Source organism: Acinetobacter sp. GG23, assembly GCF_057766365.1.
Genome location: NZ_JBYMDJ010000007.1, coordinates 95254 through 111213, shown reverse-complemented (window position 1 = coordinate 111213; position 15960 = coordinate 95254). Strand labels below are relative to the sequence as shown.

Genomic DNA, 15960 nt, shown 5'->3' with positions numbered 1-15960 from the left:
GACGACAAACCGGTCGCGTGTTTCATTTTATTTTTCTTGTAAAATCACCCCCATCCTTACGCTGTGATCTCGCCATTCTTACATGTCCGTTGAAAGTTTAAATCTTGATTTGTTTAGCCTGCTGAATGTCCCACAACAGGCTTCTCCTTTGATAATGCACTACGCGATTTTTATCGCCCGTGATTTAGTTTATCTGCTGCTTGGCTGCTTTACCTTGTTTTGGTTTTATGCCAGTAAAAACTCAAAAGCCCTGATTCTAAAAGCCTTTATATTTTGTTGTATTGCTCTTTCAATTAGTGAGTTGATGTCCTATCTGGTACAAACTCCACGCCCTTTCGTGATGCATGTCGGTCAGACTTTAATTGCACACGAAGCAACAGGGTCGTTTCCCAGTAATCACATGACCATTTTTAGCAGCATTGCATTTGCTTACTATTTCTCGGCACGACGGGACATTGGCAAATTATTACTTGCGGTCGCTTGGCTAGTCGCATGGTCACGGATCTATGTGGGGGTACATTTTCCAATAGATATGGTGGGTGCCTTTATTTTGTCTTGGATGGTGAATCTTGCGGGCTTAAAACTATGGAATCATTATCAGGAAAAACTGATGTCTTGGGTGATGTGGATTTATCAAAAGTTTTTTAATTCACTGATTCAAAAAGGTTTGATCAAGTAATTCAAATAAAAAATATATAAAAAATCCCACTCTAAAGCGGGATTTTTTTATTAGGAAAATCTTTTAGTAAATCGCCATATGATTGCGATGAATCATCTCGAGTGAACGTGCTTCACCTAAAACTTGATGCACTTTATCGGAAGATAAACCCTTCACAATTTCAGCAGAACGCGAACTAAAGTTGACCCGACCAACCGCAACACGACCGCCCTGTGAATCAACACATTCAACCACATCACCACGCTCAAAATGTCCTTCCACCGCTCTCACCCCAACAGGCAATAAACTGCGATGATTTTCTTTAATGGCTTTTACTGCACCATCATCCAAGACTAAACGCCCTGCAGTTTGCAGATGCGCAGCCAACCACTGCTGATGTGCGGTAATACGGTCATTGTCAGTAATAAACAATGTTCCGAGCAATTCACCGGACATTAAGCGCGCAAGGACATTGTCACTTTCACCACTTGCGATTAGTGTTGGACAACCTGATTTGGCTGCCAAGCGTGCCGCACGAACTTTAGTCAACATACCGCCACGACCAAATTTTCCGCCACCACCCGCCATCTCAAATAGGCTTTCATCCAGAGCACGCACTGTATGGAACAGCTTTGCATTTGGATTAGAACGAGGGTCAGAGTCAAACATGCCTTGCTGATCGGTTAAGATAATCAACAAATCTGCATGAACCTGACCTGCCACCATAGCGGCTAAAGTATCGTTATCGCCAAAACGAATTTCATCCGTCGATACCGTGTCATTTTCATTAATGACTGGAATCACTTTCCAGTCAATCAAGTTTTGTAATGCATCGCAAGAGTTTAAGTAACGTCTACGATCCGCCAAGTCATCATGCGTCAATAAAACTTGCGCAGTTCGAATCTGATGTTTCTCAAGTACGCTCGACCAGGTATGAATCAGGCCCATCTGACCAATGGCAGCACACGCCTGAAGACTGGGTAGATCAGTGGGTCGGCTCTCAAGTTTCATACGAACCATGCCTTCAGCCACAGCACCGGATGACACCAGAATAATCTCGTGTCCTGCATTGTGTAGATCTGCAATTTGTTTCGCCCAATGCGAAATTGCATCCAAATCTAAACCTTGCCCATTTGCTGTGAGTAAAGATGATCCGATTTTAACAACGATTCGTTTACAACCCTTGAGCTGACGTTGCCCATCTACCACTTCTATCATCTTGTCCTCAGTACTCTATCCCAAGAGCTTAACGTACGTAAAACACTTCCACATCGTTATCGTCGTCTTCATCATCATCTTCATCGTCTTCAGCCAATAGACCAGCAAGACGTTGTTGACGACGCATTTCACGATAAGCTTCTTTCGCTGCAATGGTCTGCTCACGTGTTTCAGCTTCCAGCTGATCACGGAATGCTTTCATTTCTGCTGCGTATTCTGGATCTTCAACTTCGCGTTCACGTTGTTGTTCAATTTGATCCATCAAGTAATACACGACATCTTTCGTGCCTTCCGACATTAAGCCAGAAGTTTTGAATACTGGACCTTGCCACTGCATTTCTTCCAGAAGATGGTTACACCATTCTTCCTTGGTGTCAGGATCAAGCTGGTCAACTTTGTTTAATACCAAAACCACAGGCAATTTAGAAAGCGTTGGAGAAAATTTCTCTAACTCTTTTAAAATCGCTTTTGCATTATGGGCAGGATCTGAGCCATCAATCGGTTGTACATCAACAATGTGCAACAAAATACGGGTACGTGCCAAATGTTTAAGGAAACGAATACCCAGACCGGCACCTTCTGAGGCACCTTCAATTAATCCCGGAATATCTGCCATGACGAATGAACGATGGCTATCCGCATCTACTACACCCAGGTTTGGAACCATGGTAGTAAATGGATAATCTGCAACTTTAGGTTTTGCGGCTGAAACAGCACGGATAAATGTTGATTTACCGGCATTTGGCATACCAAGTAAACCCACATCCGCAAGAACTTTAAGTTCTAAACGAATTTCACGGTATTCACCTTTGGTCCCCGTGGTGCATTTACGTGGCGAGCGATTTGTAGATGATTTGAAATGAGTATTACCCAAACCACCTTCACCGCCTGCTGCCACCAATACACGCTGACCATCAGTGACCAAATCACCGATGATATCACCGGATTCTGTATCAACAATTGTTGTTCCTACTGGAACCTTTAATACGGTGTCTTCACCGCCACGGCCTGAGCAGTTTGCACCACGACCATTTTTAGCACGTTCTGCACGAAATCTACGTGTATAACGATAATCTACAAGAGTGGTAGTGTCGTTACCAGCTTCAACATAGATGTTACCGCCACGTCCACCATCGCCACCATCCGGACCGCCAAATGGTACAAATTTTTCACGGCGAAAACTGGCTACGCCATTGCCACCGTCGCCAGCCTCTACGGTAATGACTGCTTCATCAACAAAGCGCATGCTGCCAATCCTCTAAATACTTTAAAACCGCATATTCTGCCATATTTTACAAAATTTCTCGAATAGAATTATTCAGCATTGCATGATTTTTAGCATTGTTCAGATGAATTTGACTTGAACTGGGCTCATATTGCTTAGCTGAGTTCAATTATTCACTCATAAAATTAAAAATAACCATACACTTACCTTTATTAATCTGATTTTCAAATTAAATTTTATCTATTTTCTTAAATTATTTAAAGAAGTCTCAATCCAAACTTTAAGTGCACAGATTTGAAAAAATTGATAAAAAATATAAAGCGGTATTTTACATAATTATTTTTAAATAACTTTCCTCTGCTTTTAAGATTCCCTTCTTATGTGTCGTGAAGTATAAAATTGCCGTCTAGATTTTTAAAAAGTTTAATAAAAAATAAGGTTCCTTTTATCATTTTTTAAATTCACCCTTGAAGTTATTCCAACAAATAGACTCTTTTAGATTAAATCTCTTCACTTAGATAGGTCATAAGGCATTTAAATGACTCAGTATTTTTATTTAGCAACACGTTGTTTATTTTCTAAAATCTCAGGTAAATTTCGTTCAATCCAGCCCGTAAGCATTGTCATTTTTTCAGCTGCCTGCGCCCCCAATATCGTCAACTGATATTCCACTTTAGGCGGTACAACCGGATAAACCGTACGAATCAAAAAACCATCTTTTTCCAATACCTTTAGCGTTTGCGCCAACATTTTTTCACTTACCCCTTCAATACGCTGCCTTAACTCGCTAAAACGATGCACTCCCTCACTTAAACAGCGTAAAACCAACACAGACCACTTGGTGGTTAAATGTTCCAATATTTCACGTGAAGGACAATCAACGGATAAAACTTGTCCAAGTAAATGACTGGTTGCGTAGGTGCTCATCCATGTTCTCCAATTTTATTATTAACTTACTTTTATATATATACTTACCTTAGGCAAGCCACTATAACAAGATAAGTTATTCAAGTATATAAAACCATCAATTTACCGTTTTTTAGAATAAAGATTATGAGATATAAAATTTAAAAGAATGCTTGGTTAACAAAAAAATGTGATTATTTTAAAATAATTGAGTGAATCAAATTTCATAAAAGAAACTCAAAACCGCCTTTGTCTAGATCATAAAGCCTCTTAATGACTATTTGAAAGAAAAATCATATTTATTCAAAAGCGAATGGAGTTAATTTAAATGAGAAAACTTAGATAACAGCTCAATTTTTAACTTTAGAAAAACAAAAAAAAAGAGCCTCAAATGAGACTCTTTTTTACTAATTTACAAATTATGCATTTGTTTCAGCAGGAACTTTTGGATAGCTTACGCCACACATTTGTTCAGCGATACGCAATACCTGGCAGCTATAGCCTACTTCGTTATCGTACCAAACATACGCTGTTAAGCGAGTACCTGAAGTGATTGTTGCTTGCGCATCAAATACACCTGCAGTACGTGAACCAATAAAGTCACTCGACACAACTTCAGTCGAATTTGTATAACCGATTTGACCTTGAAGGCTTGAGTTGATTGAGATTTGACGGATGTATTCGTTCACTTCTTCACGATCAACTTCTTTCTCAAGGTTTAAATTCAGAATAGCAAGCGATACGTTAGGGGTTGGAACACGTACAGAGTTACCAGTCAACTTGCCTTTAAGTGCAGGAAGTGCTTTAGCAACTGCTTTCGCAGCACCCGTTTCAGTAATCACCATGTTCAAAGTCGCAGCACGACCACGGCGATCTGCCTTGTGGTAGTTGTCGATCAAGTTTTGGTCATTTGTGAAAGAGTGAACAGTTTCAACGTGACCATTCAATACTTTGTATTTGTCATCTAACACTTTTAATACTGGTGTAATTGCATTGGTGGTGCAACTTGCAGCAGAAATGATTTTGTCTTCATCTAAAATGTCAGTATGGTTTACGCCATACACTACATTTTTCATTTCGCCTTTACTTGGAGCCGTCAATACAACACGAGCAACGCCTGGGCATTTCAAGTGTTCAGCAAGACCTTCAGCATCACGCCATTTACCCGTGTTATCAATTACTAAAGCATTATTGATACCAAAAGCAGTGTAATCCACTTCAGCAGGGCTTGAAGCGTAAATAACTTTAATAAAGTTACCGTTGGCAATAATTGCTTCATTTTCTTCATCTACAGAAATTGTTCCTGCAAATGGACCGTGAATTGAGTCACGACGAAGCAAAGATGCACGTTTTTCCAAATCACCGTCAGATGATTTACGAACAACAATGGCTTTTAGGTTTAAACCACGACCCAAACCTGATTGACCAATGATCAAACGCGCAAGAATACGACCGATACGACCGAAACCGTAAAGAACCACATCTTTAGGTTCAACATTTGCAGGATTGCCTTCTAAGGATTTAACAGCGTCTGCAACAAATGCATCGATGTCGCCGCCTTTTTCTTTAAATTCAACCGCAAGTTTACCTAGATCGATTTCAGCAGAACCAATTTTCTCAACTTTAGCCAAAGCTTCTAAGATTGGGAAAGTGTTAACCACAGAAAGTTCAACATCCATCACACGGGTACGACGGTGTGCTTTTAAAATCTGGATAACTGAACGGTTAACTAAAGAACGACCGAATACAGAAGTCACGATATTTTTTTCACGATACAACTGACCAATTAAGGCAATCATATGTTCCGCGATTTCTTCACGGTTTTTCCAGCGACCTTGGTGATCTGCATGTAGGGCGATGATAGTGTCTTTGCTCACAGATACGTCCTCTAATTAATTGTATATCTAGGCATGAATTTCAAAACCCCACAATTGTAAAGGAATTATCAGGAAGTTTGAATCAAAAGCTGATTTTAACCCGCAAATTTTGCTATATATTCACTATAAACAGACAAAATAGTGATAATTATTTTTATAATATTCATATCGAAAGCCCTATGCCCTCATATTTAATTCCAAAACCATAAATTTGGTTCAAATTTTGCTTTATTCCTCAACGGTCAAAGCATGAAAATGATTATTTTAAGCGATTTTGATAATTTTTCAGATTTTGAGCTAAAGCTTTTCGTTTCTGCTGTTGCTTCGCCAAATGAATTAAACCTTCTAATACCAGCAGTAACACCGCCAACCAAATTGGAATATAGGTCAACCATTCTGCCGTTTCTAACCTTTCCCCTAAAGCTATCGATGCAAAGGCAAGTAATACCGGTTCTAAATAGCTTAACAATCCAAATATAACAAAAGGTAAATAACGGCTCGCCAGAATATAACTCCCCAATCCCAAGGCACTTAAAAAGCCTAACCCTAAAACCGCCCAGATTAGGTAGGGAAATTGCCCAATTAAAGCCAAAGAGTCGCTATACACGGTGGCTAAATAAATAGCGACTGGCAGGATTAAAAATAAATCCCACCAAAAACCACCCAAATGGTCAGTTTTAAAAGCCCGTCTTAAAAAGAAATAAATCGGATAGGCCACGGCCACATATACCGTTTCCCAGGCAATACCGCCGATACGCCACAATTCATGCCCTACACCAAGACAGGCAAAAAGAACTGCTGCAATCTGCCATCTGGACAGTTTTTCTTTGTAGAGCACACAACCGATCAGCACCATCACCAGTGGCAATAAAAAATACCCCAAAGACACTTCCAGTCCCCGGCCATTAATCGGCCCCCATAGGAATAACCAAAGTTGGGTGGTACATAAAATTGAACTGATAACCAGCCAGATTAAAAAAGTCGGTTGCTTAAAAATCCGTTTAAAAATATCTGCGACATGTTGTAAATCTCCGGTCCACCACATAAACAAAGTTAAAAATGGTAGTGTAGCCAACATACGCCAAGCAAAAGTCTGTTCGCTATCAAGCGGTTTTAAGAATTGGGTATAGAAATACAAAACCCCAAAAGTGACCGATGCCAATACCGACAAAGCTACGCCTTTATACATCTTGTATCTCTGGATTTATCTCGCCGGCATTATAAACATTACACTCCAAGAAAACTTTATAATTCACTCTTCAATTTAACCATTCAATAAAAAAACCATGCCGAAGCATGGTTTTATCCGTCAATGTTTTAAGATTATTTCTGGGTTTGTTTGGTATGAATCACATCACTAATGTCATAACCAATAGATTGGGCATAATCCAGATATTCCTTGACCACTGCTTGATCTAAATGTGCTGAACGGGACAGTACCCACAGATATTTACGGCGTGGCTCACCGACCAATACCGTTTGATAAGCATCGTCAATTTTTAAAATCCAGTAATCACCACGTCCTACCGGCAACCAGCGAACAGATTCCGGTAAGAAACTGACTTTCAACTTGGTATTAAATGGCGCATTTTGAATGAATGCCTCACCAACAGAATGGTTTAATTTTCCATCTTTACTATAGCAGCGATTATCTACCCCCACATTACCATTTTCATTTAAGGTATAAGTAGCAGTTACATCCCGATCACACTTATTTTGAAAGTACATCGGCTTACGCGCAACTTCATACCAAACGCCTAAATATTTATCTAATTCGACTTTCTCGACAGTATGCAAAGGCTTGGTTTGTGCATAAGCCATGGTTGCCATACCCAAGCCAATGAGTACGGCTCCGCCTAACGCAATTTTAGCCAGTTTAAAGCCGGCTTTAGGAAGATCATTCGTTGTCATAAAGCTACCTTTTAAGTCAAAATTTAAGAGTTATAAAGTGAATCTCAATTTAAAAATAACCATTCCAGCTGAGTGATACTGTAGTGTTATGTAATGATTTTGCAGTAAAAAATTAATTTTATACTTCATTCCTACTTAACTTAGCAGCTGTGCTTTTAGGCGGACAATCTCATCGCGCAGTCGTGCTGCCTGCTCAAACTGTAATTCTTTCGAGGCTTTTAACATCTCTTTTTCCAGTTTAGACATGTGCTTCGCCAGCAATTTAGGATCGGCCAGAATATGACGTTCATCAGCACTTAAAGCACGGGCCTGATCCGAGATATTTTCATCAATCTGATCATCAGTCAGTACTTCGCCGGTATCAATATCTTTATTGTTTTGACGCTTAGTGCTGCGGGGCGTAATCCCATGTAGCGTATTGAACTCGATTTGCTTAGCGCGACGTCGGTCAGTTTCATCAATCGCTTTTCGCATGGAATCGGTGATACGGTCAGCATACAAAATTGCTTTACCCTTCACATTACGCGCGGCACGGCCAATGGTCTGAATCAGTGAGCGTTCTGAACGCAAGAAGCCCTCTTTGTCGGCATCCAGAATGGCCACCAAAGACACTTCGGGCATATCCAGACCTTCACGCAGCAGGTTAATCCCCACCAGCACATCATGCACACCGGAACGTAATTCATGAATAATCTTTACTCGCTCTACGGTATCGATATCTGAATGCAAGTAGGCGACTTTCACCCCGTATTCTTTTAAATACGAGGTTAGATCTTCCGCCATACGTTTGGTGAGAGTAGTCACCAAAACACGTTCATCTAAATCTTTACGCAGATTGATTTCAGACAGTACATCATCGACTTGGGTCAGCACAGGACGAATTTCAATTTCAGGATCGACCAGACCGGTTGGACGAACCACCTGCTCTGCAATTTGCTCAGATCTTTCCAGCTCATATTTTGCCGGCGTGGCACTGACATAAATGGTGGTCGGAACTATGCGCTGCCATTCTTCAAATTGCATTGGACGGTTATCCAGAGCACTCGGCAAACGGAAACCATAATTGACCAGATTTTCTTTACGTGAACGGTCACCTTTATACATCGCACCAATTTGCGGAACCGTGACATGCGATTCATCAATAATCAGTAAAGCATCATCCGGAATATAATCGAACAAGGTTGGTGGTGCTTCACCCGACGGACGACCAGACAAATGACGTGAGTAGTTTTCAATACCGTTGGTATAACCGAGTTGTTGCATCATCTCAAGATCGTAACGGGTACGCTGTTCGATACGTTGTGCTTCAAGTAATTTGTCATGCTCGCGAAAGAAAACCAAACGCTCTTTCAGTTCTTCACGAATAGTGCCAATGGCACGCTGCAAGTTGTCTTTTGGGGTGACATAGTGACTTTTTGGATAAATCGTCACACGCGGCACTTTACGTACCATTTTCCCTGTTAATGGATCAAACCAGCGAATGGAATCGACTTCATCATCAAACAGTTCAATACGAATTGCATCCTGATCCGATTCGGCCGGGAAAATATCCATGATTTCCCCTCGAATACGATAAGTACCGCGTAAAAATTCAAGTTCATTGCGGGTATATTGCATCTCGACCAGACGGCGAATAATGTCATCACGACTGATTCGGTCGCCCTGTACAATATGCAGCAGCATGCTCATATAGGCATTGGGATCACCCAAACCATAAATGGCAGAAACGGAAGCCACAATAATGGCATCGCGACGTTCTAGTAATGAACGCGTGGCCGAAAGACGCATCTGGTCAATGTGATCATTAATGGCCGAATCTTTTTCGATAAAGGTATCGGAAGATGGCACATAAGCCTCTGGCTGATAGTAGTCGTAATAACTGACAAAATATTCAACTGCATTATTCGGGAAAAATGACTTGAATTCGCCATACAACTGGGCTGCCAAGGTTTTGTTGTGCGCCATGACAATGGTGGGGCGTTGGGTCTGGGCAATAACGTTGGCCATGGTATAGGTTTTCCCCGACCCCGTTACCCCTAATAATAACTGGTCGTGATAGCCTTTTTGAATACCTTTGACTAATTTCTCAATGGCTTGCGGCTGATCACCCGCAGGTTGATAGCTGGTCACTAACTCAAAAGGTTGTTGACTATCCGACATATTTTTCAGCTTCTATACAATAATACAATTCCAATAATATGAGGGCTAAAGCTCAACATGCAATATCGGGATATTTATATTTGTGTATTTCTCAGCTTTAAATCTTTAATCTTCCCTTTTCTTCTTTTATGTCTTAGCAGGCTTAAATCACAAGAATAAAGCGGGGTTGCTAAATGAACGTGTCTGAGCAAAGCTAATTAAAACAGGTCAAAAATTTGATCTTTATTTATGATCGGTAGACTAAATTTAAAAATACTGATCTTTCACTTGACCATCTGCTCTTTCAATTGCAACATGAAGAAAGACCATCACGATTGTATTCGCTTATGTCATATCACTATCACGATGAAAATATTATAAAAAGCTTACCTGAAGATACTGTATTTGTGTTTGGCAGTAATATGGCAGGACAGCATGCAGGTGGAGCTGCACGTACTGCGCTTGAGCACTTTGGTGCAATCACAGGTGTCGGTCGCGGCTGGTCAGGCCAAAGCTATGCTATTCCAACCATGAATGAGCATCTGCAACAAATGCCTTTATCGCAAATTCAGCATTATATTGATGATTTCAAAATTTATACCAAAAACCATCCCAAGACCACGTATTTTATTACCTCTATTGGCTGTGGGATTGCCGGCTATAAAACTGAAGAAATTGCACCCATGTTTAAAGGCATTTCACATAATGTGATTTTTCCAAGTTCGTTCCGTCCTTTTGTAGAAAGAGCCTTACCTAAACTGACCCGTCATTTCTTAAGAACGGTTTTTACCGATGACGTGATTTTTTCCACCCGTGATGATGACCTTGTTACTCATCTAGATTTATCAGAGAGTGAAAAAAGTGCAGCAAGGATTATTTTAAATACAGAAATTTACCCAACCGATAGTAACGGTCGTGATCGTAGTTTTGAAGTTTCAGATATTTTGCATGTCTTAAACGGGAAAATATTTGAATGGCAAAGTAACTCTGAAGGTCCAATGCTGTTCGGTGGCGTTATTTTAGCTTTACTCGAATTATATAATATCAATGAAAAAGATTTTATAGATGTTTGGCAAGGCGAGCGGGAAATTCCTGCACCAAAACCGGAAAATAAAGCCCGCAAAAAAAATCGCTAATTTTTAATTTCAATAAAAGAAGCCAATTTATAAGTTGGCTTTTTTAGTAAAGAAAGAGAATATTTTGTGACTTAATCATTATTAGTAAAAAAATATTATTTTACCTATCACATTATTTTAAAATCATTTTCTTACCCTTATACTGCATTATTAAATTTAAATAAAAATGTCGAGCTTCTGGAATGGAAATGTTGGATTCTCCCTTTTTTGAACTGTCCCCCATTGCCATGTGGCTAGAAGACTTTAGTGAAGTCAAAAAGCAATTTGATCTCTGGCGCAGTCAGGGAGTGGAAGATTTGTTAGGTTTTCTACAGCAAGATGAATCGCGTATTCTGGAATGTGCAAGAAAAATAAAATTATTAAAAGTAAATTCTAAAACTCTTGAACTGTATCAAGCCAAAGACTTTGAACATTTGTATCAAAATCTTGATTTAATTTTTAAAGAAGATATGAGCAAGACCCATATTAAGGAACTTGTTGCCTTATGGAATGGCGAAACCCATTTTTCCAATTCTGCAGTGAACTACACCCTGACTGGAGAGCGTCTGGATATTCAGCTTAAAGGTATTGTCCTGCCGCAGCATGAACATGATTTATCGTTACTATTAATTACCACTGAAAACATTACGTCTTATATTGAAGCCTGCCGTCTTGAAGAAAAAAGCCGACATCTGGCCGAAGCCCGTTTTACTTATTCACCCACTTCACTTTGGGTGGAAGATTTCAGCCGGATCAAAATTAAATTAGATCAATTACGGGATTTAGGCATTGAAGACTTCAGTACTTTTTTGGATGTTCATGGTGATTTCATCAATGACTGCATCAAAGATATTGTAATGATTGATGTCAATCAGGCAACATTGGAATTATTTGGTGCCCCAACTAAAGACGTTTTGTTTAAAAACCTGCATAAAGTTTTTGCTCAGGAAATGATTCAAACCTTTCGAGAGCAATTAATTGAGCTGTGGAATGGCAATATTCATCATCAACGTGAAGCAGTGAATTATGCCCTCGACGGCAGCATCCGTCATGTACTGCTGCGATTTACCGTATTCCCCGATTACCTGGATAATTGGGGCATGGTTCAGGTTGCCCTCACCGATATCACTGCACGTAAAAAAGCGGAAAAATATCTTGAATATTTAGGTAAACATGATGTCTTAACCAAACTCTATAACCGTTCTTTTTATACAACTGAAATAAACCGCTTACAGCGTAATAGACAACGTCCTGTATCCTGTATTTTTATGGATATGAATAGTTTAAAAGCAATAAATGATAGTTTAGGGCATGATGCGGGCGATAGTGTATTGCAGCGTATAGGCAACGTATTAAATCAATTGGTTCAACAAACCCCTTATTCTGCATGTCGGATTGGTGGCGATGAATTTGTGGTACTTTTACCCGGTGCCGATGAGGCAGCACTACAGAATTGCTTGCAAAGCCTAGAAGAACTTTTATTGGTAGATAATCAATTTTACTCCAGCCAACCCATTCTCTTGTCTATTGGCTCTGCCACCAACCAGGATGGGGAAAGTATGGAAGATATGCTAAAACGTGCTGACATGGCTATGTATCAGAACAAAAGAAATTATTATCTTACGAACAATAGAAGAAAACCAACGCTTAATGATATTTAATGGCTCAATTGAGTCACAAAATTTAAATAAAAAAGCCAGGGTAAAAACCATGGCTTTTTTATTTGAGAGCTTAACGCTTTCCCATCGAGCGCCGTGTACCGCGAGGTGGCATCCAGGTACGATCAGCATAGCGCTGTGGACGTGGACGAAGCTCTTCTAACACTTCATCGGCATTTTGCACATTCTCTTGTTTAATCGGGAAAGGTAAATTGACCAATGGTTTTTTCTTGGGAGTATTTTGGGTGCTCATGTGATTCACTCAAGGATTTCTGAGACATATTGTACGGAAAAATGCCTTTAAGTGCGAGATCGGATTTTTTAAATCGTCCAATGCGCTGCTTTTTGAAAAGTCACACAAGCATTCACTGAGATTGATGAGCAAATTATTTACCAGCCATAAAAAAACAATATACTCAAAATATTTTAAAAATAGATGAATATTTTCTTAATTATCTGTCATTTAACTACAGTTAAAACCGACAAATTCTGCAAAATAATCTCTAATATTAACAGGTCACTTTGCTATCTTATTGAAACGAATCATCTAATTATTTACAGGAATACAACCAGACTTATATTTTTTAGTAACAATTAGATGATTTATCAACCATATAATTAAAACCAGAAAAAAACTTATAAACGTAAAATGGACATGGAGTCCCTGAATGAACAAGTCGTTACTTTGTATTATGTCGTCTCTTGCTGCTATACCTGCAATAAGCTATGCCGATTCGCCCTATTTTACTTTACAAGACGGAGATGGCTTTAAACGCTTTTCTGTTTCTGTCGGTGCGCTACATGTCATGCCGCAAGGTAAAGCCCAACCGTTCCAAATTAATACGGCCGTCAAAGATGGTGAAGTTTCCAAAAATGGCGATATCCAAGTCGATACTGTATTAAATAATCTCAACCCCAATGTTGACCAAAAGGGTCTTGCAGCAGCATTAAAAGTGCTGGGTTTTTTTACAGGTGGCGAGTTAGACAGTGGACTCAGTGGCTCTTCTAAAATTAATGGTTTAGAGAGTTGGGAAGCCCAAGGAACGGGACTTGAAGCAGATGATGTCACTACACTGGGTATCATGACCAACTATTTCTTTACCGATAACATTTCTTTTGAAATGAAAGCCGGTATACCTCCCAAAGTAGACTTACAGGGTAAAGGCAAAATTTATGCACCTTTCTCTGCTGTAGCCACACCACAAATTGGTAATTTACCTTTAGAATTCCTCAATATTGATCTACAAAACGATATTTTTATTACTGATTTGGAAGCTCATGGCGCTGCCGCGACAGCACGTGCCTGGACGCCAGCCTTTGAATTCCAATATCACTTTGGAAAAACAGGTGTGAATAAATTCCGCCCTTATGTCGGTTTAGGGGTTATGTACGCTTATTTTAATGAACTGGAAATTAATCCACGCACCGAACAGGACTTAATTGCAGCGGGTCATATGATTGCCAATATTAAAGAAGGCAATGCAGGTGCTTCTCTAGAGGGCAAATTAAGTAAAGCCAATCCTCAAGTGGATCTGGAAGCAACCGATGCCATTGCCCCTATCGCCACACTTGGTTTTACCTATGATTTTAATGACAAATGGTTTGCGGTCGGCTCCGTATCCTATGCGCATATGAAAAATGAAACCACAATTACCGTGACAGATGCGACCCACGGTGAACTAATCCGCTCTAAAGCCGATATTGAAATTAACCCGATATTGGCTTATGCAGGTGTGGGTATCCGCTTCTAAATCTTTCATAAAAAAATGACGGCTTTATGTCGTCTTTTTTTGATTTCATAAATTTTTCTATAACTTAAATTTATCTTTTATTTAAATTTTATTTAATCGCTTAGCATTGCAGAATCTAATAACATAGCGGTATCGCAATCGCAACATGAATGAATTATGTCAGATACACGTTTTTCCAAACCTCTCATTTACATGTTAATTGGAAGTGCACTGATTCTGGCATTATCCCTAGGCGTGCGCCATGCCTTTGGTTTATATCTGGTTCCCATGAGTCATGAGTTTGGCTGGGGACATAATGTCTTTAGTCTTGCCATTGCAATGCAGAATTTAATCTGGGGTGCGGTACAACCCATCACCGGCGCTTTTGCAGATAAATATGGCAGTAAAATTGTAGTTGCTGTGGGCGGAGCTTTATACAGCTTGGGTTTATTGCTCATGGCAGTTAGCTCTACCAGCTTAATGCTAAATTTAAGCGTGGGTTTAATCTTAGGTTTAGCCCTATCTGCAACCTCTTTTCCCATCTTACTTTCTGCTGTGGGACGTGCCGCACATCCTGAAAAGCGTAGCCTTGCGATGGGAATTGCCAGTGCAGCAGGCTCTTTTGGGCAATTTATTATGTTGCCATCAACCTTACTGCTTTTACAAAACATTGGTTGGTCAGCAGCTTTGGTGGTCAGTGCAATTTTCATTGCCCTGATTATTCCCTTGGCATGGATGTTAAAAGCACCGATGTATGTCGCTTCTAACGCATCTGCTCTGGCAAACAAACCCGCTCTAAGCTTTAAACAGATATTAGTCCTTGCTAAAAACCACATCCCCTTTTTGTTCTTGGCCCTAGGCTTTTTTGTTTGCGGTTTTCAGGTGGTGTTTATCGGCATTCATTTACCCGGTTATTTGATTGATCATGGTTTTAATGCCACTACCGGCACTATTTTTCTGGCTTTGATCGGTTTATTTAATATTATTGGAACCTATAGTGCAGGCTGGCTGGGTGGAAGATACTCCAAGCCTCGATTACTCATGGGTTTATACGGTTTACGTGGGATCGCGATTATTGCCTTCTTAGTACTACCTTTAAGCACATGGACAATCTATGGCTTTGGTGTGATTATGGGATTACTCTGGTTATCGACCGTGCCGCTAACCAACGGTATTGTGGCGAATATGTTCGGAGTAAAATACCTTTCCATGCTCAGTGGTCTGGTATTCTTTACCCATCAAGTCGGTTCATTTTTTGGCGGATGGCTCGGTGGTGTCAATCATGACATGACCGGCAACTACAATATGGTCTGGACGTTTTCGATCGTGCTGAGTCTAGTAGGTGTGCTGGTACATTTCTTTGTCAATGAGGAGGCCGTAATTCATGACTGATTCTTTACGTGGTTTAAAAATCCTGATTGGCCTAGCAGTGCTAGGTTTACTCAGTCTGGCCATTCTGTTGTGGTTTAAAACTCCTCAAATGTTTGAATATTTCAATCAGGCATTCTGTCCACATTAACGTT

The 15960-nt window shown here is 40.0% G+C and carries 14 protein-coding genes; 6 read left to right on the top strand and 8 right to left on the bottom strand.

Translation table 11 applies throughout. From position 1 onward, the window contains the following. The first annotated feature begins 82 nt into the window (after nucleotides 1-82). Nucleotides 83-679, top strand: coding sequence for a phosphatase PAP2 family protein (locus tag AC3CAU_RS12265; RefSeq protein ID WP_447053371.1), 597 nt, complete (start codon nucleotides 83-85; stop codon nucleotides 677-679). 63 nt (nucleotides 680-742) lie between these two features. On the opposite strand, the gene proB is transcribed toward AC3CAU_RS12265, so the two are convergent. From proB to uvrB, 7 genes are all read right to left on the bottom strand, one after another. Then, nucleotides 743-1876 (bottom strand): glutamate 5-kinase, encoded by a 1134-nt coding sequence (gene proB / locus AC3CAU_RS12260; RefSeq protein WP_131214769.1) that lies wholly within the window; start codon nucleotides 1874-1876, stop codon nucleotides 743-745. 28 nt (nucleotides 1877-1904) lie between these two features. Next, nucleotides 1905-3122 carry an Obg family GTPase CgtA gene (cgtA, locus tag AC3CAU_RS12255; RefSeq protein WP_131214771.1) on the bottom strand — a complete coding sequence of 406 codons (1218 nt, stop codon included), beginning with the start codon at nucleotides 3120-3122 and terminating at the stop codon, nucleotides 1905-1907. A 531-nt stretch (nucleotides 3123-3653) separates the two neighbouring features. Then, nucleotides 3654-4028 (bottom strand): winged helix-turn-helix transcriptional regulator, encoded by a 375-nt coding sequence (locus AC3CAU_RS12250; protein WP_447053372.1) that lies wholly within the window; start codon nucleotides 4026-4028, stop codon nucleotides 3654-3656. 398 nt (nucleotides 4029-4426) lie between these two features. Continuing rightward, entirely contained in the window at nucleotides 4427-5884 is a 1458-nt protein-coding gene (locus tag AC3CAU_RS12245) for a glyceraldehyde-3-phosphate dehydrogenase (protein ID WP_131214775.1), read from the bottom strand. 259 nt (nucleotides 5885-6143) lie between these two features. After that, on the bottom strand, nucleotides 6144-7073 hold the full coding sequence (rarD, locus tag AC3CAU_RS12240) for an EamA family transporter RarD (protein WP_447053373.1): 930 nt from the start codon (nucleotides 7071-7073) through the stop codon (nucleotides 6144-6146). 134 nt (nucleotides 7074-7207) lie between these two features. Continuing rightward, nucleotides 7208-7795 carry a lipocalin family protein gene (locus tag AC3CAU_RS12235; RefSeq protein ID WP_447053374.1) on the bottom strand — a complete coding sequence of 196 codons (588 nt, stop codon included), beginning with the start codon at nucleotides 7793-7795 and terminating at the stop codon, nucleotides 7208-7210. Between the two features lie 135 nt (nucleotides 7796-7930). Continuing rightward, entirely contained in the window at nucleotides 7931-9955 is a 2025-nt protein-coding gene (uvrB, locus tag AC3CAU_RS12230; RefSeq protein ID WP_131214781.1) for an excinuclease ABC subunit UvrB, read from the bottom strand. Between the two features lie 326 nt (nucleotides 9956-10281). Between uvrB and AC3CAU_RS12225 the strand changes: the two genes are divergently transcribed. Together AC3CAU_RS12225 and AC3CAU_RS12220 are read left to right on the top strand one after the other, a co-directional pair. Then, the gene (locus AC3CAU_RS12225) at nucleotides 10282-11070 is read left to right on the top strand and encodes an A1S_2505 family phage non-structural protein (protein ID WP_424619486.1); all 789 of its coding nucleotides are present in this window, start codon (nucleotides 10282-10284) and stop codon (nucleotides 11068-11070) included. A gap of 182 nt (nucleotides 11071-11252) precedes the next feature. Further along, complete coding sequence (locus AC3CAU_RS12220; RefSeq protein WP_447053375.1) at nucleotides 11253-12710, top strand: sensor domain-containing diguanylate cyclase; 1458 nt, start codon at nucleotides 11253-11255, stop codon at nucleotides 12708-12710. 70 nt (nucleotides 12711-12780) lie between these two features. On the opposite strand, the gene AC3CAU_RS12215 is transcribed toward AC3CAU_RS12220, so the two are convergent. Further along, nucleotides 12781-12960 (bottom strand): hypothetical protein, encoded by a 180-nt coding sequence (locus AC3CAU_RS12215; protein ID WP_131214787.1) that lies wholly within the window; start codon nucleotides 12958-12960, stop codon nucleotides 12781-12783. 415 nt (nucleotides 12961-13375) lie between these two features. On the opposite strand from AC3CAU_RS12215, the gene AC3CAU_RS12210 reads away from it, so the two are divergent. The 3 genes from AC3CAU_RS12210 to AC3CAU_RS12200 all read left to right on the top strand — a co-directional run bounded on the left by AC3CAU_RS12210 (nucleotide 13376) and on the right by AC3CAU_RS12200 (nucleotide 15956). Beyond that, nucleotides 13376-14458, top strand: a complete 1083-nt coding sequence (locus AC3CAU_RS12210) for an OmpW/AlkL family protein (RefSeq protein ID WP_447053376.1) — start codon at nucleotides 13376-13378, stop codon at nucleotides 14456-14458. A gap of 156 nt (nucleotides 14459-14614) precedes the next feature. Continuing rightward, entirely contained in the window at nucleotides 14615-15829 is a 1215-nt protein-coding gene (locus tag AC3CAU_RS12205; protein WP_424619476.1) for an MFS transporter, read from the top strand. Next, the gene (locus AC3CAU_RS12200; protein ID WP_284702737.1) at nucleotides 15822-15956 is read left to right on the top strand and encodes a hypothetical protein; all 135 of its coding nucleotides are present in this window, start codon (nucleotides 15822-15824) and stop codon (nucleotides 15954-15956) included. The genes AC3CAU_RS12205 and AC3CAU_RS12200 overlap by 8 nt, the downstream gene beginning before the upstream one ends. Nucleotides 15957-15960: the final 4 nt, after the last annotated feature.